The 22,495-nt window shown below is 43.8% G+C and carries 21 protein-coding genes; 11 read left to right on the forward strand and 10 right to left on the reverse strand.

The window, feature by feature from the left end; genetic code table 11:
• Nucleotides 1–16 precede the first annotated feature (16 nt).
• Complete coding sequence (locus tag R8N28_RS05645) at nucleotides 17–1,252, reverse strand: outer membrane protein transport protein (protein ID WP_054575172.1); 1,236 nt, start codon at nucleotides 1,250–1,252, stop codon at nucleotides 17–19.
• Between the two features lie 422 nt (nucleotides 1,253–1,674).
• On the opposite strand from R8N28_RS05645, the gene R8N28_RS05650 reads away from it, so the two are divergent.
• A complete protein-coding gene (locus R8N28_RS05650; RefSeq protein ID WP_054575173.1) occupies nucleotides 1,675–2,703 on the forward strand; it encodes a site-2 protease family protein in 1,029 nt (342 codons plus the stop codon).
• Nucleotides 2,704–2,785: 82 nt separating this feature from the next.
• Here R8N28_RS05650 and R8N28_RS05655 read toward each other — a convergent pair whose 3' ends face one another.
• Nucleotides 2,786–3,574 carry a M48 family metallopeptidase gene (locus R8N28_RS05655; protein WP_017634168.1) on the reverse strand — a complete coding sequence of 263 codons (789 nt, stop codon included), beginning with the start codon at nucleotides 3,572–3,574 and terminating at the stop codon, nucleotides 2,786–2,788.
• A 201-nt stretch (nucleotides 3,575–3,775) separates the two neighbouring features.
• Between R8N28_RS05655 and R8N28_RS05660 the strand changes: the two genes are divergently transcribed.
• From R8N28_RS05660 to cutA, 5 genes are all read left to right on the forward strand, one after another.
• Nucleotides 3,776–4,210: a hotdog fold thioesterase gene (locus R8N28_RS05660; protein ID WP_054575174.1), complete on the forward strand. Its 435-nt coding sequence runs from the start codon at nucleotides 3,776–3,778 to the stop codon at nucleotides 4,208–4,210.
• Between the two features lie 6 nt (nucleotides 4,211–4,216).
• Nucleotides 4,217–4,450 (forward strand): DUF3389 domain-containing protein, encoded by a 234-nt coding sequence (locus tag R8N28_RS05665; protein ID WP_054575175.1) that lies wholly within the window; start codon nucleotides 4,217–4,219, stop codon nucleotides 4,448–4,450.
• Nucleotides 4,451–4,529: 79 nt separating this feature from the next.
• Nucleotides 4,530–6,239, forward strand: a complete 1,710-nt coding sequence (locus R8N28_RS05670) for an SgrR family transcriptional regulator (protein WP_054575176.1) — start codon at nucleotides 4,530–4,532, stop codon at nucleotides 6,237–6,239.
• Nucleotides 6,223–6,474 carry a hypothetical protein gene (locus R8N28_RS05675; protein ID WP_005376334.1) on the forward strand — a complete coding sequence of 84 codons (252 nt, stop codon included), beginning with the start codon at nucleotides 6,223–6,225 and terminating at the stop codon, nucleotides 6,472–6,474. Before R8N28_RS05670 ends, R8N28_RS05675 begins: the two co-directional genes overlap by 17 nt.
• Before the next feature lie 14 nt (nucleotides 6,475–6,488).
• Nucleotides 6,489–6,821: a divalent-cation tolerance protein CutA gene (cutA, locus tag R8N28_RS05680; protein ID WP_005376332.1), complete on the forward strand. Its 333-nt coding sequence runs from the start codon at nucleotides 6,489–6,491 to the stop codon at nucleotides 6,819–6,821.
• On the opposite strand, the gene R8N28_RS05685 is transcribed toward cutA, so the two are convergent.
• Nucleotides 6,783–7,379 (reverse strand): DUF2238 domain-containing protein, encoded by a 597-nt coding sequence (locus R8N28_RS05685; RefSeq protein ID WP_005376330.1) that lies wholly within the window; start codon nucleotides 7,377–7,379, stop codon nucleotides 6,783–6,785. The two genes, cutA and R8N28_RS05685, sit on opposite strands and share 39 nt — an antisense overlap.
• Before the next feature lie 242 nt (nucleotides 7,380–7,621).
• Between R8N28_RS05685 and R8N28_RS05690 the strand changes: the two genes are divergently transcribed.
• Nucleotides 7,622–8,461: an isopenicillin N synthase family dioxygenase gene (locus R8N28_RS05690; RefSeq protein ID WP_005376329.1), complete on the forward strand. Its 840-nt coding sequence runs from the start codon at nucleotides 7,622–7,624 to the stop codon at nucleotides 8,459–8,461.
• Between the two features lie 128 nt (nucleotides 8,462–8,589).
• A complete protein-coding gene (locus R8N28_RS05695) occupies nucleotides 8,590–9,210 on the forward strand; it encodes a DNA-J related domain-containing protein (RefSeq protein WP_054575177.1) in 621 nt (206 codons plus the stop codon).
• A 79-nt stretch (nucleotides 9,211–9,289) separates the two neighbouring features.
• Here the strand turns inward: R8N28_RS05695 and R8N28_RS05700 are convergent, their stop codons facing one another.
• From R8N28_RS05700 to tesA, 4 genes are all read right to left on the reverse strand, one after another.
• Nucleotides 9,290–10,945 carry an ABC-ATPase domain-containing protein gene (locus R8N28_RS05700; RefSeq protein ID WP_065275281.1) on the reverse strand — a complete coding sequence of 552 codons (1,656 nt, stop codon included), beginning with the start codon at nucleotides 10,943–10,945 and terminating at the stop codon, nucleotides 9,290–9,292.
• A gap of 71 nt (nucleotides 10,946–11,016) precedes the next feature.
• Nucleotides 11,017–12,930, reverse strand: a complete 1,914-nt coding sequence (locus R8N28_RS05705) for a sensor domain-containing phosphodiesterase (RefSeq protein ID WP_017821934.1) — start codon at nucleotides 12,928–12,930, stop codon at nucleotides 11,017–11,019.
• A 180-nt stretch (nucleotides 12,931–13,110) separates the two neighbouring features.
• Nucleotides 13,111–14,310, reverse strand: a complete 1,200-nt coding sequence (fabV, locus tag R8N28_RS05710; RefSeq protein WP_054575179.1) for an enoyl-ACP reductase FabV — start codon at nucleotides 14,308–14,310, stop codon at nucleotides 13,111–13,113.
• 82 nt (nucleotides 14,311–14,392) lie between these two features.
• Nucleotides 14,393–14,995 carry a multifunctional acyl-CoA thioesterase I/protease I/lysophospholipase L1 gene (tesA, locus tag R8N28_RS05715; protein ID WP_005376324.1) on the reverse strand — a complete coding sequence of 201 codons (603 nt, stop codon included), beginning with the start codon at nucleotides 14,993–14,995 and terminating at the stop codon, nucleotides 14,393–14,395.
• Here tesA and R8N28_RS05720 point away from each other — a divergent pair.
• The 3 genes from R8N28_RS05720 to R8N28_RS05730 all read left to right on the forward strand — a co-directional run bounded on the left by R8N28_RS05720 (nucleotide 14,994) and on the right by R8N28_RS05730 (nucleotide 19,934).
• On the forward strand, nucleotides 14,994–15,686 hold the full coding sequence (locus R8N28_RS05720) for an ABC transporter ATP-binding protein (RefSeq protein WP_054575180.1): 693 nt from the start codon (nucleotides 14,994–14,996) through the stop codon (nucleotides 15,684–15,686). The genes tesA and R8N28_RS05720 overlap by 2 nt on opposite strands.
• Nucleotides 15,686–18,142, forward strand: coding sequence for an ABC transporter permease (locus R8N28_RS05725; RefSeq protein WP_065275282.1), 2,457 nt, complete (start codon nucleotides 15,686–15,688; stop codon nucleotides 18,140–18,142). The genes R8N28_RS05720 and R8N28_RS05725 overlap by 1 nt, the downstream gene beginning before the upstream one ends.
• 352 nt (nucleotides 18,143–18,494) lie before the next feature.
• Nucleotides 18,495–19,934: an FAD-dependent oxidoreductase gene (locus R8N28_RS05730; RefSeq protein WP_065275283.1), complete on the forward strand. Its 1,440-nt coding sequence runs from the start codon at nucleotides 18,495–18,497 to the stop codon at nucleotides 19,932–19,934.
• Between the two features lie 28 nt (nucleotides 19,935–19,962).
• Here R8N28_RS05730 and R8N28_RS05735 read toward each other — a convergent pair whose 3' ends face one another.
• From R8N28_RS05735 to R8N28_RS05745, 3 genes are read right to left on the reverse strand one after another with little or no spacing between them, the layout of a single operon-like run.
• Complete coding sequence (locus tag R8N28_RS05735) at nucleotides 19,963–20,898, reverse strand: biotin-dependent carboxyltransferase family protein (protein ID WP_064354777.1); 936 nt, start codon at nucleotides 20,896–20,898, stop codon at nucleotides 19,963–19,965.
• Complete coding sequence (locus R8N28_RS05740; protein WP_064354778.1) at nucleotides 20,895–21,578, reverse strand: 5-oxoprolinase subunit B family protein; 684 nt, start codon at nucleotides 21,576–21,578, stop codon at nucleotides 20,895–20,897. Before R8N28_RS05740 ends, R8N28_RS05735 begins: the two co-directional genes overlap by 4 nt.
• Complete coding sequence (locus tag R8N28_RS05745) at nucleotides 21,578–22,333, reverse strand: 5-oxoprolinase subunit PxpA (protein ID WP_064354779.1); 756 nt, start codon at nucleotides 22,331–22,333, stop codon at nucleotides 21,578–21,580. Before R8N28_RS05745 ends, R8N28_RS05740 begins: the two co-directional genes overlap by 1 nt.
• Between the last annotated feature and the right edge of the window lie 162 nt (nucleotides 22,334–22,495).

A 22,495-nucleotide genomic window follows, 5' to 3' on the forward strand; every position in this document is an offset into this window, starting at 1 on the left:
TTACTCCGTAATCCCATTATTTGAAGGTGTAGTTCATCTGTACCGCGCTGATGTAAGCAGTACCTTCTGAGTCAAACTTAATCTCTTCACCCAGAGCATTTGTCTCAGTGAAAGAGCCTGATTTACTCTTAACAAGTGCAAAGCCTGCATCGAAAGTTAAATTCTCACTCATTGCGTAAGTTAGGCCCGCGCTGTACCAAAAACGGTCACTGTCAGGGATACTCAATGTCGCTTCACCTGCTTGTTCGTCGTACGCAAAGCCTGCACGGAATGTCCAGTCTGTATTAAGTATGTAAGTTGCACCAACGGAGTAGCGATTGTTGTCTTCATATTTCTCAGGTTTAAAGAAACATACTCCGTCATTACATTCGTTACTGGTCGCTTTTAGTTCTTTAAATGTGCTCCAGTCGGTTTGTTGCCAGCCGTAATGTACAGCCCATTGTTCATTCAGTTGATGGAAAGCCGATAATTCGATAATTGAAGGGAGAGAGATTTTTAAACGGCCATCAACTTTTGGTGATGAAGCTCGAGCAGAGTCGTAACTACTAAACTCACCGTCATCAAAATCTAGATCAACCTTAGAGCGGTAGCCAAAGCCAAAACGGTTGTTTTCATTTAGCTCAAATAAAGCGCCGACATTCCAACCCCAAGCGAAAGTTTCACCTTCCATGCCGACAAGGTTATCGGACTTATTACCACCTAAAATACCGGCAAGTGCGCCTTTGTGGCGAGTCAGCTCTGCTTCAGCGTATACTAGGTTGATACCACCACCGACACTGAAAGACTCGTTGATACGGTAAGCGACATTAGGGTTGATGTTTACTGAAAGTAGGGAAGTGTCACCCGCCATATCACCAGCGGAAATATCATTTGGATAGTCAGTAGCAACACCGTATGTTGTGAACATACCGATACCCCAAGCCCAGTTATCATTGATAGGGCTGATGTAATAACCTGCTGGCACGATCTGTAAAGGGGCGACATCTTTCGCGTGTTCATTGTTTACAGTGTCGTACACATCGACTTCAGGGTCGATGATAGATAACGCGCCCGAAAATTGAGCTTCTTTGAAAAGTGTCATTGCTGCAGGGTTACGAGCAAGGACGCTGGCATTATCTGCGACAGCCCCTTCACCTGAAAATGCTCGACCAAGACCAGATGCCGAATGTTCAGCTACCTGGAAGCCCGCTGAGTGGGCATTACACGCAAACAATATTGAAATTGTAAGCAGAGAGCAGTGCTTCTTGTTCATCCTTGACCCTCCTAGGGTGTCATAATGCTGGACCGAAGTCCTTGTAATTGTTGTGTGGTACTTACACCAATTGTTAATACGCGAAATACAACGGTGATGTAAATGTAATGTTAATTGTATGTTTAATAACTTGTCAAAGTTTGAGCGTATTTTGCGTTTTAAATATGATGCATAGGTCAAACGATGGCTTGTAAGGGCATGTATTATCGTTATATTTTTGAAGAGAATGGTACGACCAGAATTGTTTTGCGAGCTTTATAGTTAAATAACGATCAAATCAAGAGATAGCTCGCTTTGCTGTTTCTTCACTTCACAGGCATAATTCGCGCTCGCTATGTAGTTATTCAATAGACGCAATAGGAACCGCATTGGAATTACTGAATGTTGAATTTTTAGGTCGTTCGCTAAGGCTCGAAGGATCGATGGCTGGGTGGCAGCAGTTATATTGGGATAATACGTTGGTGTCTCAAATCGATGCCAGTGACAATACCGCAGAGACTTGTCTACACCAGTTTAGGCTCTCTGCGGGTGAGGAAATCCTGAACTGTCATTTAGAGTGTTCTTTAACATGGCAACCGTTTGAATTGAGTTACAAGGTCACAATTAACGGTGAGCTCATCAATGAAGGTTGTCGAAATGAAAAAGACATCGAGCGCCAAGTGCCAGAAGTTACGCCACCATCCGAAAAGCGTTTAAGTGTAATAGGCCTCGTATCTCTTGGGATGAAAGCACTTAAAAGTGCGAAAGTTATTAAAGTGGCGTTAGCGTCTGCAAGTCTCGCTGCATATTCTTGGCTATTTTCCATCGAGTTCGCGCTAGCGTTGATCGCTTGTTTGGTTTTTCATGAATATGGTCACATTAGAGCGATGAAGTATTTTGGAATGAAGACCAAAGGAATCTATTTGATTCCATTCCTAGGTGGTTTGGCGCTAAGTGACGAAAAGATAAACACGCGCTGGCAGGATGTGGTTATCTCAATCATGGGGCCATTTTTCGGTTTAGTACTTAGTATTGTTTTTACTTTGCTTTATTGGATGACTGGTGAGGTGATCTTCGCTGGGCTTGCCGTGTTTAACGCCTTGCTAAACCTATTTAATCTGCTGCCTATTTTACCATTAGATGGTGGCCATGTGCTCAAAAGTATTACCTTCTCAATGAATACTTGGGTCGGGTTAGTTGGCAGTATTGCGACCGCTTTATTAGGCATTTTTATCAGTTACTATTTCGGTCTGACGTTGCTAGGGTTTTTATTGTTAATGGGAATGTTGGAAGTGGTGATGGAATGGAGAGCTCGACATCAAAGCCATTTATTGCCATTAACCCGTTATGGGCAGCTATTCTCACTGGCTTGGTACTTGGTCTCTGTCGGAGGTTTTGTTTCTATCATCTGGTATTTTGCCACTCTCGGAGATAGTTTGTTAAGTTTGCCGCTACAGATATTGGGCACTTGATTAGAATCATTAAAAAGCTCCCTAGGGAGCTTTTTTATTTGGCAAGCTTAAGTAGTAGACGATAGTAGCAAGTAGCAATGAATTAGCCACATCTTGGTGCTTTCGCGTTATACGCAGGCAGCTTATTTATGGTTGCTTGTAAATCTTTAATGCGCGTACTGTGCGATGGGTGGGTTGAGAAGAATTCAGGTGGTTGAGAACCACCTGATGCAGCACTCATATTTTTCCATAAATCGACACTTTGACGTGGGTCGAAACCTGCTTTTGCCATGAATTCCAGCCCGACAATATCAGCCTCGGATTCCTGAGTACGACCGTATGGCAAGATAACACCGTATTGAACACCGACACCAAGTGCCGCCATCGTCATTTGTTGATACTGTTTGTACTCGGAAGCGCCAATGGCAACGTTTGCTAGAGACAACCCTGCATTTGCTAACTGGCTTTGTGAAAGACGTTCATTACTGTGGTCAGCGAGGACGTGAGCGACTTCGTGACCAATAACTGTTGCCAACTGATCTTGGTTTTTCGCGACATCTAAAAGCCCGGTATACACGCCGATCTTTCCACCTGGTAGAGCAAACGCATTGACTTGTTCACTATCAAAAACAACGACTTCCCAGTCTTTAAATCCAGATTGAGCGGGAATGGTGTCAGTGATGTGTTTGGCAACGCATTGAACGTAGGCATTCGTTTTGCGATCTTTGCTGATTGGGATATCTTTCTTCATTTGTTCGAAAGATTTAGCGCCAAGCGATGACATTTCCTGATCTGAAAACATCAGGATCTGGTTGCGACCCGTCGGTGATGCGCTACACGCTGTTAAACCCGCGATAGTTAAAAGAGCAGAGGCTTTCATCCATACCTTCATAACAGGCTCCATTTAATTTTTTGTTTTGAAGCAATAGTATATACCCAAATAGTAACATGATGCATGGATCAAGTTATTCATCTGCTTAATAAAGAAGGTGAGATGTTACGTCTTGAAGTTATGCCCAAGTAGCGTCTATGCTAACTTCCTAGCACATCGTTACAACCTAACAAACCAGTTTGTGAAACTAAGAGTAAAGCAATGAGTATATGGAAAAAGCCCGTAAGCATAGAGATTCTGAATGCCACGTCAAAAAATACCCTGATCGAGCACCTACAAATTAAATATACAGATTTCACTGACGACTCCCTTACAGCAACCATGCCCGTATGCAGCTTTACTCATCAACCTTTAGGAATGCTTCACGGTGGTGCATCAGTCGTGCTCGCAGAAACATTAGGCTCATTGGCTGCAAACTTCTCTGTCGATGAGGACAGCTACTGCGTCGGTTTAGATATTAACGCGAACCATGTGCGAGCCATGCGAAGTGGTCATGTGATTGGTACGGCAAAACCGCTTCATCTGGGTATTTCAACGCAAGTGTGGCAAATCGATATCACTGATGAGCGAGGCCGTTTAGTGTGTACCAGTCGCTTGACCATCGCTGTGAAACAACATAAAACAAAGTCGGTATAAACTAAGATGGTGATTGAGTTTTCATTAGGAAAAATCATTGCAACCCAGCGTGAAATAGTGATTAAGATCTCCGGCAGCGCAATGGTAACCTTGCAAGCGCAAACCGATGCAATTCAGTTGCTGGGTAGAGGAGCGAACGTTGTTTTATCTCATGGAGCAGAGTGCAAATGGTCTATCAAGCTGGACAGCGAGGAACAACTGGCCGAACTTTCGCGAGAAATTGGTATCGATATTCAATAATTTATAGTGTGATGTTTGCACTTTTTGGTAAAAATGAGGAAACTTAGCTTGTCGACAACAAGATAAGAATTTCCTCTTTATGAGTAGCCCTCGTTTACGTGTTCAGTTCGAAACACTGTTTGAAAAATTTTCCGGTCACGATACGGACGTTCAGCTCGAAGACATCACGGAAGCGTTGTTTTGTACACGTCGTAATGCTCGTATTGTTCTAAATAAACTTGAAGAAGAGGGCTGGATTGAGTGGCATCCGGCAGCGGGTCGAGGAAAACTTTCGAAACTCGTTTTTAAACGTAATCGAAGCGACGTCAGCGAAAACCTCGCCAGGCGTTATCTCGATGAAGGGAAAATCGGTCAGGCTCTAGATGCGCTTGATAACGATGCGGCACGATTGACGCAGGTTATCCAAGGTTATTTAGGGCTTCAGCATCGACAGGGCGAGCAGGTCGTGCGTTTGCCTTATTATCGACCATTGTCGATGTTAAACCCGCAGAAACCGATGCGGCGTTCTGAACAGCACATCGCCAGACAAATTTTTAGCGGACTCACTCGCCTTGATGAAAATGAACAACTTCAACCAGATTTAGCCCACACGTGGGAAGCAATTTCTGATACACATTGGCGTTTTTATCTTCGTCGTGGAGTACGCTTTCATAACGGTGAACCGTTAACAACTAGTTGTGTTCTTGAAAGTGTGCTTGCGTTAAATAGCTTGAACTTGTTTTCTCACATAAAGCGGGTGTCTTCGCCACAAGAGTGGACCGTTGATATTGAGCTCGTCCGTCCTGATCGCTACCTGCCTCTGGCTCTGAGTGAGTCGCAAGCAAAAATTTTGCTACCGAGTGCTTTGCGTTCTGAAAGCTTCGATAGACAACCGATAGGGACAGGGCCGTTCCAAGTTAAAATGAATGATGATAAGCGTCTTATTTTGACTGCTTTTGATGGCTACTTTGGTTTTCGCCCTTTACTTGACCAAGTGGAGGTGTGGGTAATCGATGAAGCCTATTCTTCAATGGTTTATCCAAGCCTGTCAAAACCGAAGATGGATAAACAAGGTTCATCCGATGAAGTCGAGCTGGACCCTGGCTGTACATTCCTATTACTAAACAAAAACACCGGGATTGCAAAAGATCCACGTTGGGCAGAGTTCCTCTCGCAAACCCTCAACAGTCACCAGATTTACGCGCATGTTCCACAAGATAAAGTGATGGAACTGGGAGTATTGCAAGCGTTTGGCCTTAAGCCCGGTTGGATTGATCTTAGGCCAGCAGAAGCGGGCAGCGTACCACAGGTTAATAAGGTAATTTCCGTAGCGTATCAGAAAAAGCATCCGATGTTTCCAGTAGTTGCCAAGGCCATCAAGACACTCTTAAAACCGCACGGTATCGAGGTTGAGTTTATTCGTTATGATTCTCAACCGCCCGCACCGGAGGAAGTGGATATCTGGGTGAAAGCTATGGGCATTGCAACGAACCGAAATGACGCGTTGGCGGGCTGGCTCCTGGATTACAGTGATATTGAGAAGTTCAGTTCAGGTTACGATTTTAGTGAATGGGCTAAACTTGTCGATCAATGGCGTGCCGGCATGCACACAGACTTTCCTGCGCGTGAGCTAGGACGACAGTTAGTAAAAAGCTGTCAGGTGATTCCTATGTTTCACTGCTGGCTAGGCGTGAATAAAGACCACAGCGGCGCGTTACAAAATGCAAAGTGTAATGCCTTAGGTTGGTTTGATTTTAATAATGTATGGGTCAAACCGGATATAGAAAGTAACCATGGCGAAACCGAATAAAAAACAACCGACGAAAACCGTCGATATCTTTTGCTCTAAATGTAAAACTCAACTATTTAAGTACCGTAAAGGCGGGAAAGGCGCACTGGTTAAATGCTTCAAAGAGCGCATTGTTGACGATTTCACACAAACCCCATGTATTTGCCCCGCTTGCGGACAAGAGTTTGCAAGAGATACTTTAGTAAGAGGAACCCCCGCTTACAAAATGATTGGCGGCAAAGTGACGATGAAATAATAAAGGGCTAGAAAATGAGTATGAAACATGACTATTGCATGGTTTTAAGTACAACCAGTAATGAAAAAAATCGAGATCAGATCATTAAAGGTTTGCTAGATGCTCAATTAGCCGCGTGTATTCAAACGATGCCTATTGAAAGTCACTATGTGTGGAAAGGGGAGATTTGTACTGACAACGAATGGTTGCTGGTGATCAAAACTCGTCGAGAACTTTATGAATTGGTGGAAGAGAAAATAGAAAACCTGCACGAATACGAGGTAGCTCAAATCGTACAGGTTCCAATTGTTGATGGGTTTAACCCTTATTTAGAATGGTTGAGAGAATCGACGTTGAGCCGACATTAAGAATAACGACAACACTGCACCAACGGTATCGCACAACATATCTTTCTGGGCGTCCCATATGTCACCTTGCGAGCCCAGAAAGGCAATTCCCTCATCGCCACCAGCCAACTCCGCATACCACCATTCGATAATCTCATAGCCAGCAGCAAGTGACATGATAGCAAACAAAGCAAACCAGCAAGAGAACGCTTTGTTGAACCGTTTTTTGTTTATCAAGTATTCAGCGATCGGATATGCGTAAAGGCCAATTGAAAAGTGCGCAACGCGATCAAAATTATTTCGCTCTGAACCAATCATGTCGTTAAACCAGTCAAACGGCACTTCGGAGAACGTATATTTCGCACCGATAGTGTGCAAACAGAGCCAGATGAACATTAAAAAGTAAGCCGTATTACTGAACTGATAGCGAATCGAAATCGCCCAAATAGCAACAAGAATACCAATCGCCGGGATAATCTCCGCAAACCAAACTGCGCGTGAGTTAGGTTCCAACGCAGAAAATAAAAACACGATGGCATAAAAAATCGTTAATCCTAAGAGTGTCGAGGTGCTTTTCATAGAGTTACTTGATCCTTCAATTTATCTTACAGTGGGACTCCATAGATTGTGTTAATGATTGCACTTAATTGAACGGTGTGCAATTGATATTTTAATGGGTTTTTTGATCACTGAAAATGTTGATTTATTGGCAAACTGCTCAACATTAAAACGTTTGCGCGTGCACTTTTCATTAAAGTTTGATTTACAACATGCCCATCCATAGAATCCATGATTCAGTCTAATAAAAAAGAAGTAAAGCCATGAAACTGGAAACTGTCGATTATCTTGCTGACGATGCTGCTCAACAGTTCGTTACCTCTCTACGCGAAACGGGGTTCGGTGTGTTGAAAAACCACCCGATTCCACAAGAGCTTGTAGAGTCAATTTACAAAAACTGGCATGAGTTTTTCTGTTCAGATCAAAAGAATGATTTTCACTTTAACGTAGACACCCAAGATGGCTATTTCCCACCTTCAGTGTCTGAAGTAGCGAAAGGGCACAAAGTGAAAGACATCAAAGAGTACTTTCATGTTTACCCTTGGGGGCAGATCCCAGAGCAGCTTAAAGCTGAAATCTTAGAGTACTACGAGCGTGCCAATGCATTTGCTCAAGAGCTATTAGGTTGGGTTGAAGCGTACGCACCTAAGGACGTTCAAGAGAAGTTCTCTATCGCGTTGTCAGAAATGATCAATAACAGCGACAAAACATTACTACGCGTGCTTCACTACCCACCGATGACAGGCGAAGAAGAGCCCGGCGCTATTCGCGCTGCTGCGCATGAAGACATTAACCTGCTAACGGTTTTGCCTGCTGCCAATGAGCCTGGACTGCAAGTAAAGAGTAAAGAGGGTGATTGGATCGATGTACCATGTGACTTCGGGAACTTAATCATCAACATTGGTGATATGCTTCAAGAAGCGTCAGGTGGTTATTTCCCTTCAACGACTCACCGTGTAATCAACCCTACGGGTGGCCGTCAAGAAAAGTCACGTATCTCATTACCGTTGTTCCTGCATCCAAAGCCGGAAGTGGTGTTATCTGAGCGCTACACTGCACATAGCTACCTTATGGAACGTTTACGTGAGCTAGGGGTTATTTAACCTTTACGTGATCTCCTTACAAAGGCCGATGGTGAATGACTATCGGCCTTTTTGCATTTATGCTACAAAGTGGAAACTATGTTTTTTGTGCCGTGAATGGGGCCCTAAACTCGTGTCAGAGAGGATGAATGGAAGGACAACGTACTGTCAATAGTATTGAGCCTCATGCAATAGAAAATCCGCTGCTTTGGCCAATGCTAGAAATTCTGAGAAAACAGCCCTCTAATTGGAAAGTGCACACCTTGGCAAGCTCGTTGGGTGAACAAGGTTATATTTCAAAGCTGGACGACTCTCCCGATAAGGATTTATTCAAAAGAAATTTCCTGATCATGAATGCATTATATCAACTGCAAGACACTCTGTATCCGGATAGCTGGCTTCAAGTCGAAGCCATGGATATTCAGCTCATGTCTTCGATGGAAGCTTTGAAGCATAAGATCGATATTCATGATCCTTTGCGTGAGTATTACTTAGATTGGCGCAATTACGAAGCGGACGAAGATGAAGTGCGTCGACTGTTGAATGAATTTTGGACAACTTATCAAAAGTTCATCGGTGGTTCGTCAGTAGCCAGCGTAGATAAGACAAAGGCACTGTCACTATTTGAACTTAACACTGACGCTACGCCTGCGGAAATTAGAAAACAATGGCGAAAACTCGCGCTTCGTTGGCATCCTGATCGAGAAAATGGCGATGCAGAAAGATTTAGAGTTCTTTGTGAAGCGTGGAATGTACTGAGAAACGAATGATTCGCTAAGAATAAAGATAAAGGAAGGCAGCTAACTATAGCTGCCTTTTGATTGAACTGTCCCTGTCAGCGTATCAAAACTAGCATGATGACTTAAACTGAGATTTTCGCATGCGGTTGAGGGCAGCCATAACGTCTAGTGTGCGTGGTTTGGCTAAGTCGCCTTGCTTAGGAAGAGCGGCATGCCACTCACCAGACAGCATTTCTTCAATCTCCTTCGCCGGATGATTACACCAACCTGGAAGTTGAGCAATTTGGAACCATAACCAGCCAATTGTGTTGACTTCATCGGCTGACTCTATCTGTTCCAAAGCGCTAAGATCAGTAAACTCTTTACCAAATCGAAGTGACTCTTTGCCTTTCGCATTCACACGGAACTTGCCGTCAGTCAGAATATTCATCAAAGCAACGCGGTTTAGTGCTCGAGGTGGGAAGGTCTGTAAACGTTCTTCCGACTCGTTATGGCGTTGAGTAGGGTGCTGAGCGATAACTTCTTTCGCTTTTTCAGTCACATCAACGGCTTGGTAGTCGTGCATTTGAATGACGGTATCGGCAACGTCTAAGTAGTCGCCCGACCCACCCATAACGATAATGGTAGAGATATCAAGATCATCTCGTAATTGACCAATGCGGTCGACGAGAGGAGTAATTGGCTCATCACCTTTTGCCACCAATGCCTGCATACGCTCATCTCTAATCATGAAGTTGGTAGCAGAAGTATCTTCATCAATCAATAATGTGCTTGCACCCGCTTCAATAGACTCTTGAAGCCAAGCGGCTTGCGACGTTGAGCCTGATGCGTCTTGAGTAGAAAAGTCCGCCGTATCTTTACCCATCGGTAAATGGTTGATGTAGTTTGACAGGTTCAAGTGGTGTACGCATCGGCCATCTTCGGCACGAATCTTCATAGCCTTGTTATCGGCAACAATGTATTCGCGACCATCTCCTGGAATATGATCGTAAATTGAACGCTCTATTGCATTTAATAAGGTAGATTTACCGTGGAAGCCACCACCTACAATCAGTGTGATACCTTTTGGAATTCCTAATCCTGTGACATGGCCCTTGTTTGGCGCATGTAAAGTGACTTGTAGAGATTCAGGGGCTTTAAACTCAACGGCTTCTTTCATTGGAAGGTCGCAATTACCTGCAATTCGAGGAAGAATACTGCCGTTTGCGACAAACGCGACTAAGTTATTGGCCTCTAACTGTTCTCGTAGGGCATCTTGGTCTTCAACAACTTGGCAGTGCTTAATTAAAACGGCTTTGTCGAGTTCACGCTCTAAAGTTGCTCGACGGATAAACTTAGGCAGGTGGAAAGTCAGTATGTTGTTGGCTTTTTTCCCCAATACTGAACGACCTTCGGCTGGTAAGTTAACTCGAAAACGCAGTTCAATACCTTCTTCAGTAAACAACACCGCGGTGCTTTCCAGTACAGTTTGGCCTGTCAGTGAAATTGATACTGAGTTTTCTTGTTTAGCAAACTGTTCAAAACTACGCGCAATAAAATCACGTGCAGCTCTTTGAAATGCAGGAGACTCGTCTCTTAGCCACTCAAGACCAGTCAAAGACCATGCGCGAGTCGCACGAAAACGTGACGCCGATGCATAAGGGTCACCCTGTACATGATCGATAAACAAAGTGAAATCAGTGAAGTCGTATTGACCTTTGATTTGCTGATAAGCTCGGTAGTTCTGCTTTTCAATTTTCTTAAGCGTGGCAGTCAACTGATCCATGAAGATATTGGCCTTTTAATAGAAGCGGGCGGCGATTATAGAAACCACCGCCCTCATAGTAAAGAGAATGCTTAGGAAGAGTAGGCGTATTGCCCGCCAGAAAGGCGCTGATTAAACAAACTTTGCTCAAATTCATTACAAGGCATAGGTTTACCATAAAGAAAACCTTGTCCGATATCACAACCCTCACCAATAAGAAACTGCTCTTGTTGGTGGGATTCAATGCCCTCGATCACTACTTGGAGTTCCAGTTTTTTTGCAATGTGTATGATTGAACAAATGATCTCGCGATCATCATCTGACTTTTCCATTTGCTGGACGAAGCTTTTATCAATTTTGATGGCATCAAACGGATATTTCTTTAAATAGCTGAACGAAGCATATCCTGTACCAAAATCATCAAGTGACAATGTCACACCTAGTTTATGCAACTTATTTAACGTTGTGCGTGCTACTATTTCATCAGCAATTAGAGCGCTCTCGGTTACTTCGAGTTCGAGAAAGTGTGCTGGCAAATGGAAAGTGTCGAGTAGGTGTTGCACTTGTTCTGCAAAATTTACGTTTTGTAATTGAATGGGAGAAACGTTGACGGCAATTTTGAAGTTATCGATTAACTCAGACCATTGTTTCGCTTTGTCTATCGCGGTACGCAGAACAAAAGAGCCAACTTCAAAGATAAGCCCGTTTTGTTCGGCCATATGTATCAATGCTTCGTTGGAAACGTCGCCAAGTATTGGATGTCTCCAACGAAGCAAGGCTTCTGCGCCAATCCATTTACGTGTTTTGGAGTCTACTTGAGGTTGAAAGTACAACACTAAATCGTCGTTACGCACTGCTTGTAAAAGGTAACTTTCCAGTTCATTGTGACTATTGAGATCCGCCGAATGATTTTCTCTAAAATAACTAAAAGGTTCGCCGGATTCTTTACATAGAAGCATCGCGTAACATGCATGTTGAAGGATACGCTTAGCATTGCTGCAATCTTTGTAAGCTTGAACTATACCGATATACGTGTGCAAATGTATTTCTGTTTTGTTGAAGACAAATCCATCTACGCTAATTTTAGTGATATCATCTAATAGTTGATTTAACCGAGCTTCAATATCCTCTCCCCAAATCAATAAAACCATGTCATTCGAACTTGGTCTACCAGTGATAAATCCGCTAGCACCGTGTCTGGTTAATCTGGAGTGAAATTCTTTTAAAATGTTGTCAAAGACCTCGAACCCGTGCCTGGTCTGAATACTGCGAGCGTTACTAAAACCAATGTTGATGACCACAAGCGATTGCTGATCACTATCAAGGGACTGTAAGGTGTATTGGACAATGTTCTCAAGTGCAGAACGATTTAGAAATCCAGTTCCCTGATCATGTGTTTTTTGGTAGCTCACTTGTTTTTCCGCGGCTTTACGGCGATCAATTTCTTGTGTTAAGGAGTAACTTAACTGGGCTAAATCCGTGGTACGATTTTCAATTCGACTCTTTAGCTCGGTGTTAAGTCGCTGAAGTTTATGTTGTTGGTACACAACTGAAAGCTGTGCTTCGATTGAATCTTTGAAAGTTTCAAGCAACTGACGGTAACTATCGTTGTACTCGTTTCTCTCAGAGTCAAGCATACAGATTGTTCCAAATGACTCCCCATTTGGCCAGAATAGCGGTAAGCCGCAATAAGAAATCATGCCTAGTTTGATGTCTGGGTTATTTTGCCATTCTTCATCTTCAAGCGCATTGGGGATTACAAGCTCGCCTTTCTGTTCTATAACTTGCTCGCAATACAAACCGTTACCAAGCTGCTCTGCATCGCCAGTACGATAAGGATTACCTAGAGTTTCGCTAGATGTATTTACTTCTATGCGATCCGGATGGATACGCATAATTAATGTGGTGGGTACGTGTGTTATTTGAGCCAGTAAGTTGACGATTTCTTGCCAACTTCTTCGCATAGACTCAGGGATTTCGTAGTCTAATGTTTGCAATCTCCCCATATAGGTCATCCTTTACGTGGTTTCACTTCCTGTGAATTAAAAATGCAGACTGCTCTATTTTGTTCTCGCTTTTTAATTAAGTATAGGGTGGCTAGGGCTCGAAACAAAAAAAAGTCCTGAAAAGTGTTCAGGACTAGGAATAGTTGTCACATATCTCATCCTTGAAACAGGTAACAAGCATCAAGGCTTAAGCGACATTAACGATTCAATAGAAATGTCTTGCGAATAGTCGACATCTTCAAAGTTAAAGCCATTGAGCTTCATAAACTCATCTTTAAAACCTTGGTAATCACCAATCTCTTTAAAGTTATCAGCATTCATCTGTTCTAAAAGAGCGTGGACTTCTTGTTGAACTTGCGGTTCAAGTTCCAAGTCATCTATTCGAATCAAGCGTTCACCGTCAACTGGCACTTTCTCTTGATCGTATAACTTCGTAGTAAACAGTCGCTGCATTTGTTCAATACAGCGTTCGTGAGTACCTTTTTCCTTCATCACTCGATAAAGCGCTAACAGGTAGGGACTTAGCGCAGGGATGAATACACTGGCTTTCGTCACCAACGCCTTACACACGGTTGCGTAAGCACCGCCGTCAAAGTTGGCGAGTTTGAGGTTTAATGAATGACTGGTTTGGTGTAAATCGATTTTCGCTCGACCTAACGTACCATCGAGATAAATTGGGTGCGTAATGTCAGGGCCCATGTAAGAAAAGGCGATGGTTTTGCAGCCGTTTGCAATAGAGTCGTTATTGATGAGGGTGTCAATCCAGCTTTCCCAGTCTTCGCCGCCCATTACTTTAATGGTGGCATTGGCTTCCTCTTCTGTTGCAGGCGTTAAGGTGGTTTCTATCCACTTATCGTTCTCCAGCATGATAGAAGCGCCAGTGACAGGTTCACCAATCGGTTTAATGACACTGCGCCAAAACTCATCAGATTCAGGTTTAGGTCGAACACCGGTTGCCAAGCTATAGATGACTAAGTCAACTTCACCCTCAAAGTACGTTTCAATGGCTTCAATCACTTGATTGCGCACCGAACCAGAGAATGCATCGCCAACAATATTTATTGCGGTACGCCCGGCTTGATTTGCTTCCTTCTTAAAAAAGACGTTGTTATACCAACCCGCACTCCCAACCCCTTTCTCTGAAGGGCCACGCTCAAATGAGACGCCAATGGTATCGGCGTTAGCGCCACCGAACGTTAGGGCTATTCGGGCCGCTAGGCCGAAACCAGAGGAGGCACCAATAATCAAAACCCGTTTTGGGCCTTTTTTGATCTGTGGGGCGCGTTTTACGTATTCAATTTGCTCTTTAATAGATGCATGACACCCTTTGGGGTGCGCAGAGCGAGCAACAACACCTTGAATTAACGGTTCTATTCGCATGTTGTTATCTATCCTCGATGAGTGGAATTGAAAATAGATTAACGTAAAGTTACGTAAAACTTATTGAGCTAGACCATTAAAATTAGAGATGTTTAATTAATTCTTGAGCAACGAAATCAGCGATCCAAGGTTGTGCATCTGGTTTTGGGTGAAGGCCATCATCCATCATCCATTCTGGTTTGGTGACAACATGCTCTAAGAAGAATGGCATCAAGGCAACTTGTTGATGCTGTGCAAGCTTAGGGTAGATATCGTAAAACATATCGCTATAGCGCTTACCATAATTAGGCGGAACCCGAATTTGCATCATGACAACGTCCGCACCAGAATCTTTTATCATGGTAATCATTTTTGAAAGATTCGACGTAATAAGTTTAGGAGGGAAACCTCTTAGGCCATCGTTGGCACCTAACTCAATAAGTACCATGTCAGGGCTATGCTGAGTTAGCAACTGAGGTAACCGTGCTAAGCCATTGCCAGTGGTATCGCCAGAAATGCTGGCATTAATAACTGTTACATCTTGACCATGTTCTGACAACGCATCAGGGAGTAAGCTAGGCCAACTCTCTTCGATCGGCATCTGATAGCCTGCACTCAAGCTATCACCCAAGACAAGTAGCTTTTCGCTCGCATGTGCAGTAGCGGAAAAGCAAAAAAATAGAACTAAGGAAAGTATACGAATCATGCAAACACCTGTACTTAATGCACCTATTGTTCAAGCCAATTTGGTTTCTAAACAAGTCTCTACTAATCAAGAACAATTAACAATCCTCAAAGACGTAAATGTTGACATCCGAAAAGGAGAAAAAATCGCCATCGTCGGAACTTCCGGTGCAGGTAAGTCAACATTGATGACGTTGCTAGCTGGTCTTGATACGCCGACATCAGGCGAAATTACTTTATTAGGTCATGAATTATCAAAACTGGACGATGAAGCACGTGCGAAAATTCGGGCTGACTCTTTAGGTTTCGTTTTCCAAAGTTTCTTGTTAATCCCGAGTTTGAGTGCATTACGTAATGTCACGCTTCCTTGTCTTTTACGTGGTGAAGCCGAAGATGAAGCAAGAGCAGCGGAATTATTAGCTGCTGTTGGATTGGAAAAACGTGTCGATCATCTACCAAACCAGTTATCTGGTGGTGAACAACAGCGAGTTGCGCTAGCGCGTGCATTTATGACACAGCCTGAGCTGTTGTTCGCAGACGAGCCTACCGGCAATCTTGACCATCAAACCGCAGACAAAGTGATTGAGCTGCTATTCGATCTTAATGAACAGCACGGGACAACTCTGATTTTAGTAACACACGATGGTCATCTAGCAAGCCGATGTGACCGTATTTATCGTATGGAGGCGGGTGAGCTTAAGGAGGAGATGTAATGTCTGCAGTATCATCAAGTGAAGCAACATCCACAGAGCAAAACAGTACAACACAGCACTCGCCGAATAAAAGTTTGATACGTTGGAGTTTCGGCGAAATAAGGCAGGGGAACCTTTGGCCTATTAGCGTTGCTCTTATTCTCGTGATTGCGAGTATCTTTGCGCTTTCTGCATTAGCAGAACGAATGGAGCAGGTGATCGTCAAGCAGGGGAAGGATGCATTAACGGCAGATGCGGTGTTTGTGTCTGCTAATCCCATTCCGGACACGTTGTTAACCTCGACTGAAAACCTTGAACGTTCGATGATGACGCGATTTGCCACTATGGCATTTAGCGATAATGGTATGCAGCTTATTTCTGTAAGGGCGGTGGATGATAATTACCCTTTAATGGGAGAGCTCGTTCTTGAAAATAATCCGGCCGGTCGCGTTAAAGAGAACCAACTCTGGCTTGATGAACGGATTATGACTCAACTAAGCGTAAAGTCAGGTGACAGTGTCACGATAGGCGATGCCGAGTTTACTGTATCAGGCGCAGTATTGATGGAACCTGGCTTGAGCTTTAATCCATTTCAGCAAATGCCTTCTGCATACATTCATCAAAGTGACGTAGATAAAACAGGAGCAATTCAAGTTGGGAGCCGAGTTCAATACCGTCTGTTTTTACAAGCCGATGATAAAACACTAAAGAGCTTACAAGATGATACGCGGCTTTCTCCGAGCGATCGCTGGCGCACGCAAGATACTGCCAGTCGTAGTAATGAGGTTTTTGAACGTACGACGCAGTATCTGTCTTTGACCGTAGCAATTGTCATCATTATGGCGGCGACAACATTGGTTCTTACTTGTCAAAATTACGTGAACAGCCGGACACAAACTATTGCGATGTTGAAAAGTCTTGGTGCGAGCCGCCGATGGATTGAAAAGTGGTTATTTATTCAAGTCACAATCCTTCTCATTAGTGCCAGTGTCGTCGGCCTACTGCTAGGGAGCGGGCTGGAGTATTTATTACGCATTCCACTCAAAGACTTATTACCCGAACCACTCCCTAGTTACGGCGTCACACCATTTTTGGTGGCATTTATCTCAGCAGTCTTGATTACGGTGCCCGCTCTCGGTATACCATTGTTAGGCTTGATTAAAACTCCCGCGTTAGAAGTGCTACAGCAGGGTAAAGCGCAACGTTCTTGGAAGCGAATGTTACTTGTTCTAGTTCCCGTTGTTCCACTGCTTTTACTGTATGCAGATAACACCTTAGTTTGGATCGTGCTCACTGGTATAGCGGTACTGTTTGTGGTACTCGCAGCAGTTAGCGTCATACTCACAAAGCTGTTTGCACGTGTTTCAACCCATCCTGCAATGAAGCTTGCGTTGAGTCGTATCAACCGGACGCCAGTAACCAGCGGTCTACAGTTTGGTGCTTTGGCATTATCTTTAATGTTGCTGTCTATCATTTGGCTTGTGCGCAGCGATATTCTCGCTGATTGGGAGAGAACCTTACCTGCAGATGCGCCAAATGTGTTCGCATTGAACATTGGTGATTATGAACTCGATAACTACCTAGAAACCCTAGATAAAAATGGAGTTACGCGGTCACAAGCTTATCCAATAATTCGTGGACGACTAACAGAGATCAACGGTCAAAACGTCAAGGAGATTGATTACGAAGGAGAAGGTTCTGACGCGATACGTCGAGAGCTAAACCTGACATGGGGAGATAGCCTACCAGAATATAATGATGTGCTTTCGGGTGAATGGACAAACAAAGGGAGTGTATCTGTAGAAGCGGATGTAGCAAATGACTTAGGCATCAAACTCGGTGATACGCTGCGCTTTGTAATAAACAGTCAGAATTACGATGCAGTAGTAGATACCATCCGTTATGTCGAATGGCGTGACATGAAGCCTAACTTTTATTTTATTTTCTCATCTGACGTGATGGCTAATTTACCTGGTTCTTACCTCATCAGTTATAGGATTGAAGAAGGAAATGAAGCGTTGTTGACGTCAATGTCACGTGCTCACCCAACGGTCTCTGTTTTAGATATCCGAACTATGGGCGAGAAAATTCAGGCTTTGATTCAGCAAATCGTATCAGCAATCACTATCCTTGCTCTTTTAGGCGTTGTTGCTGGTCTGCTGCTCATCTTTACTCTACTGAGGTTAAGCTTGTCCCAACGTCAACAAGAGATTCGTTTGTATCGCACATTAGGTTCAAGTAAGAAACGGATCAACACAACCCTGTGGGCCGAGTACGGAATTATGGCGTTGATTGCTAGTGGTGTTGCGGTATTCGCTGCGGAAGTTTGTGTGGCCGCAGTCATGACATATGGATTCGATCTCAATGCACAAATTCACCCCGAATTGTGGATAGCTTTACCGCTTGTAACATTTGTTACGTTGGCACTTGTAGTGATGAGTTTGTTGAAAAGATTGTTAACGCCAGTAAACACTTAAGCGCAGCGAGTGTTATCAAGTTTGGAACACTCCATGACACTTTTATTTTAGTTATCCACAAAAACAGTGGATAACTTTTGGGATAACTAAATGGGGTAAAAAGTGGGGTGTTTCTGCAGGCTTTGCGCCATGGGTCTTACAGTGAAATTCTTATTCACATAGACACAAAAAAGTGTCTTCTTAACCATGTCGTCAAGTACTTTTTCGCAAATTTTTTCTACTTTAATGCACTTTACAGGCGCTGTTGGATATTTCGCAAACCCATGAACTTTTTGTGATTTTAATCAAGTCCAAACACGAGTAGAATCCACCGTTAGTAAAGAATTTTCCTTATAAAATTTTTAGTGAAGCAATGAAGTCTGAGTTTCCAAGTTATAAAGATAAGCATATCGCTGTTGTTGGTGGCGGTGTAGCAGGTGCAACAGCAGCAATTCATTTTGCGGAGCTGGGTTTTAAAGTTTCCGTAATAGAGAAGGGCGTATCACTAGTAAATGGTCCACCCATTTGTCATTTGCATGCTGGTGGTAATTTATATCGAGAGATTTCCGAGCAACAATGCTTAGACTTGTTAGCACAATCTATTGATACTGTTCGCCTGTATCCGCTTTCACTGAATATTCGTCCGACAATCATCGCGGTTCCTCATTCCGATGGTGGAGACCCATCCACACTAATTCCGCGATTAGAGGTTGTGAAAAGTGCTTATCAAACGCTCGTTGATAAAGATGAGAGTAATAAAGTGCTCGGCGAGCCAAGTGAATACTACAAACTGTATTCAAAAGCGGAGCTAGAAGCTCTCGCGCAACGTACTCAACCAAGTCATCCTACAAACTTCGATGAGTGGTGCATTCCTTTTGCTCAACATGCTGATCTTGAAGCGCTAAAGTATCCTGTTGTCGCAGTTCAAGAATATGGTTGGAGTGTTTTTCGCCTCGCCGCAATTGCCAACTTAACACTAGATACGCTTCCTAATGCTTCGGTCTTCACACAAGCAAGGTTTAAGCAAGCCGATTGGATGGGGGAACACTGGCAACTTGGCTATGAACGTGAAGGTATCGATTACCTGATGACATGCGACTACTTGGTTAACGCGTGTGGCTTTGAAACAGGCTCAATTGACAACACAGTTGGTGCCAAGCGTGACAGGTTGGTGGAGTTTAAAGCCGCTTACGTTACGAGGTGGGCAGACTGTGAACAACAATGGCCAGAAGTTATTTTTCATGGCCCGCGTGGAACCGATAAAGGAATGGCTCAATTGACGCCTTATGGCGATGGTTACTTTCAACTTCATGGTATGACAAAAGGAATCACGCTGTTTGAAGATGGTTTAGTAGAGAGCACGAACTCATCTGCTCAACCTGAACTGCCTATGCCTTTACTCTCGAAGATCCGTAACGGCTGGAGAGAAGAAGTGTTAGAAGAGCGAACGAACAACGCCATCAAACACATGGCACAGTTCATTCCCGACTATCACTCTGCTGTAAAAGGAGGAAAAGCATTATTTGGCGCTCAGCAAATTCCCGGAACAGATCCAGTACTCAGAGCGGCAGATGTGACTTTTGAAGATAACCACTACGCGAGAATAGAGGTGGTAAAAGCGTCATCGACACTACTCGCAGCGCAAAAAATGCTTCAATTCTGGTTTGACATCGATCCTAACCAAAATGTGGAAACACAGCATCCGGTCGCTGTAAAGTGGTCTGAACAAGAGGTCGAGCAGTACGCGATTAAACTCACTCAAGAGCGAGGCTATCCACAAGCTTTAGCAGTGCGTTATGGTATGCCTACATAATCGGCTGTGTTTGGGCTCAGTGGTTGTATTAGTACCCAAAAAACTGAGCCCATTGGCACCATACTTCTTGCAAGCCTAGCCTATCTCCTTTCACAAAATTGACTTTTTGTCCGGGCTTCGCCTGTGCCAGTCTAGGTAAGTCAATACGGGCTACGCAGCCAAATTTAGGATACCCGCCAATAGTCTGGTGATCGTTGAGCAGCACAATAGGGTTACCATCGCTAGGTACTTGAATTGAACCTAATGCAATTCCCTCTGATAGGACGCCTTCGTAAGGTGGACGAATGTTATTGCCCTCAAGACGGTAGCCCATGCGATTCGAATTGGGGGAGATGATGAATGCTTTGTTGTAAAATACTTGGCGAGCGTCTTCATCAAAGTCCTCGTTCTGATAGCCTTCAATCACTCTCAGCTTAATGGGTAAGTTGTAATCTGGCTTAAAGCGAAACGTCATTTGCCTTGGTTTACGTTTCGGTAAGTTATGAGGGACAAAGGGAAGAATATCGCCAGCTTTCAAAGCGCCACCATTTGAATCATAACCACCTAGAGATTCTCGCAAGACGGTCGATGCGCTTCCTAAGTGCTGAGCAACATTGAATCCACCTTTAACCGCTAGGTAGGAGCGAAGCCCATTCCTTGCGACTCCGAACTGAAGCTTCTGTCCTTTTTTCAACGTAAAGTCAGACCAATTTGAAATAGGTTCACCATCTATTTTTGCATTTAAATCACCGCCACATATAGCAAGGTGGCAGTTATGCAAGGCAATAAAACAAGCGTTACCCAAAGTAATTTCAATCGCAACGCAATTGACTACGTTACCAAGCAAATGGTTGGCCCAACTGTAAGCATAGTCGTCGACCGGGCCACCTTGAGTCACACCGACATGCGCCAAGCCAAAACGACCAAAGTCTTGAACTAAAGAGAGCGGTCCTGGCTTTTCCACCAGTAATCCACCGTAACTCATAGTACGCCTCCTAAATCGATAAACTCTTGTTTTGAAATAGCATTAAAGGTGACCTTGTCACCCACTTCAAACGGTATAAAAGGAGGAGAGTCGGAGAAGAGCGCAAGCGGGCTTTTACCAATAATGTTCCATCCGCCAGGACTATCTGATGGATAGACGGCCGTTTTAGAGTCTGCGATTCCGACACTTCCGGCCGGCACGTGAGTTCTTGGTGTGGCAAGCCTTGCCATGTGCAATTGAGTATCAACGTCAGAGAGAAATGCAAAGCCTGGAGCAAAGCCAATTGCAGAAACCGCGTACTCGGTTTTCGTATGCAGGGTAATAAGATCGTCTAATGACAGACCTCGCTTTTTAAAACGAGATAGATCTAACGCGGTTTCTTCAGAGTAATATACAGGGATAGTAATGTGATTCGGCTGGGAAAGCTTAAGTGATTGAGTATCAAACTGGCTCACGATTTGTTGCAGCTCATTGACTAAGTTCTTTTCGTTGATTCGAAAAGGTAAGTAATCAATGAGAATAGTTTGATAGGAGGGGACAACGTTCATAACAATTGAAGCGAAAGTTTCTCTTATGCTGCGAGCAAGCTCTCCGACTGCATTTTCAGAAATACTCTCATCAAACTTAATGAAAATACTGCACTCGGAGATCAAAGAGATATTAAATTTCTCTTTATGCATTAATTTCCTCCAGCGTATAGGCTTTGGCGGATCTTTTGGAGCAGCGCGATCGACTCTTCATTGTCACCATGAACACAAATTGTATCGGCTTCCAATAATATGTAACCGCCTGAAGCGGTTTTGACACGCCCAGAGTCAGCTAAGGTCCGGACTTGCTCAAGTATCGCGTGCTCGCTTTTTAACACGGCATTGGGCTGTGTTCTAGGAGTCAGTAAGCCGTCATCTTGGTATAAACGATCTGCAAATGCTTCAAATAGCAAGGGAACATCATAATCGTCTGCGATTTCTAAGTATTTTTCGTTTTCCTGTGAAGCTAGGATCATTAACGGTACTTTGAACAGTGCTGCCGCCTTTACTACCGCTCTAAATATCGCATCACTTTTCATCATGTCGTTGTATAGAGCACCATGAGGCTTTATGTAACTGATGTCTGTGTATTGCGCCCGGCATAATGCTTGTAAAGCACCAACCTGATATATAACCATGTTCGTAATTTCATCACCCGTCATGCTTATGCTTCGTCTGCCAAAGCCTTGTAGGTCGGCGTAACCTGGGTGTGCGCCAATATCAACATCGTTGTCATTCGCTAGGGTGATGGTGTCGTGCATGACATTAGGGTCGGAGGCATGAAAACCACACGCGATGTTCGCCATATCAACATGGGGCATCACGTCTTCATCTGCGCCCATACTCCAAGAGCCAAAGCTCTCGCCCATATCACAGTTCAATGTAAGTTGCTGTTTATTCAATGTCATACGTTTTATTTCTACACAAGCAATGGGTTTACGATGCAGGAAAATGCATCTAGGTTCAGTGACTCACTTCATTCTTCTATCATGAAAACGAAGCTTTTTGAGCAGATAGCTGACGAAAAAGATCACGTTAGTCCATAAAGATGTTGCCGTTATTTGAGTTGA

Source organism: Vibrio sp. Vb1554 (genome assembly GCF_033344235.1).

Bases quoted from the DNA above. Each gene is read 5' to 3' on its own strand.
- R8N28_RS05645 (WP_054575172.1), bottom strand. From the start codon at position 1,252: ATGAACAAGAAGCACTGCTCTCTGCTTACAATTTCAATATTGTTTGCG.
- R8N28_RS05650 (WP_054575173.1), top strand. From the start codon at position 1,675: ATGGCTGGGTGGCAGCAGTTATATTGGGATAATACGTTGGTGTCTCAA.
- R8N28_RS05655 (WP_017634168.1), bottom strand. From the start codon at position 3,574: ATGAAGGTATGGATGAAAGCCTCTGCTCTTTTAACTATCGCGGGTTTA.
- R8N28_RS05660 (WP_054575174.1), top strand. From the start codon at position 3,776: ATGAGTATATGGAAAAAGCCCGTAAGCATAGAGATTCTGAATGCCACG.
- R8N28_RS05665 (WP_054575175.1), top strand. From the start codon at position 4,217: ATGGTGATTGAGTTTTCATTAGGAAAAATCATTGCAACCCAGCGTGAA.
- R8N28_RS05670 (WP_054575176.1), top strand. From the start codon at position 4,530: ATGAGTAGCCCTCGTTTACGTGTTCAGTTCGAAACACTGTTTGAAAAA.
- R8N28_RS05675 (WP_005376334.1), top strand. From the start codon at position 6,223: ATGGCGAAACCGAATAAAAAACAACCGACGAAAACCGTCGATATCTTT.
- cutA (WP_005376332.1), top strand. From the start codon at position 6,489: ATGAGTATGAAACATGACTATTGCATGGTTTTAAGTACAACCAGTAAT.
- R8N28_RS05685 (WP_005376330.1), bottom strand. From the start codon at position 7,379: ATGAAAAGCACCTCGACACTCTTAGGATTAACGATTTTTTATGCCATC.
- R8N28_RS05690 (WP_005376329.1), top strand. From the start codon at position 7,622: ATGAAACTGGAAACTGTCGATTATCTTGCTGACGATGCTGCTCAACAG.
- R8N28_RS05695 (WP_054575177.1), top strand. From the start codon at position 8,590: ATGGAAGGACAACGTACTGTCAATAGTATTGAGCCTCATGCAATAGAA.
- R8N28_RS05700 (WP_065275281.1), bottom strand. From the start codon at position 10,945: ATGGATCAGTTGACTGCCACGCTTAAGAAAATTGAAAAGCAGAACTAC.
- R8N28_RS05705 (WP_017821934.1), bottom strand. From the start codon at position 12,930: ATGGGGAGATTGCAAACATTAGACTACGAAATCCCTGAGTCTATGCGA.
- fabV (WP_054575179.1), bottom strand. From the start codon at position 14,310: ATGCGAATAGAACCGTTAATTCAAGGTGTTGTTGCTCGCTCTGCGCAC.
- R8N28_RS05720 (WP_054575180.1), top strand. From the start codon at position 14,994: ATGCAAACACCTGTACTTAATGCACCTATTGTTCAAGCCAATTTGGTT.
- tesA (WP_005376324.1), bottom strand. From the start codon at position 14,995: ATGATTCGTATACTTTCCTTAGTTCTATTTTTTTGCTTTTCCGCTACT.
- R8N28_RS05725 (WP_065275282.1), top strand. From the start codon at position 15,686: ATGTCTGCAGTATCATCAAGTGAAGCAACATCCACAGAGCAAAACAGT.
- R8N28_RS05730 (WP_065275283.1), top strand. From the start codon at position 18,495: ATGAAGTCTGAGTTTCCAAGTTATAAAGATAAGCATATCGCTGTTGTT.
- R8N28_RS05735 (WP_064354777.1), bottom strand. From the start codon at position 20,898: ATGAGTTACGGTGGATTACTGGTGGAAAAGCCAGGACCGCTCTCTTTA.
- R8N28_RS05740 (WP_064354778.1), bottom strand. From the start codon at position 21,578: ATGCATAAAGAGAAATTTAATATCTCTTTGATCTCCGAGTGCAGTATT.
- R8N28_RS05745 (WP_064354779.1), bottom strand. From the start codon at position 22,333: ATGACATTGAATAAACAGCAACTTACATTGAACTGTGATATGGGCGAG.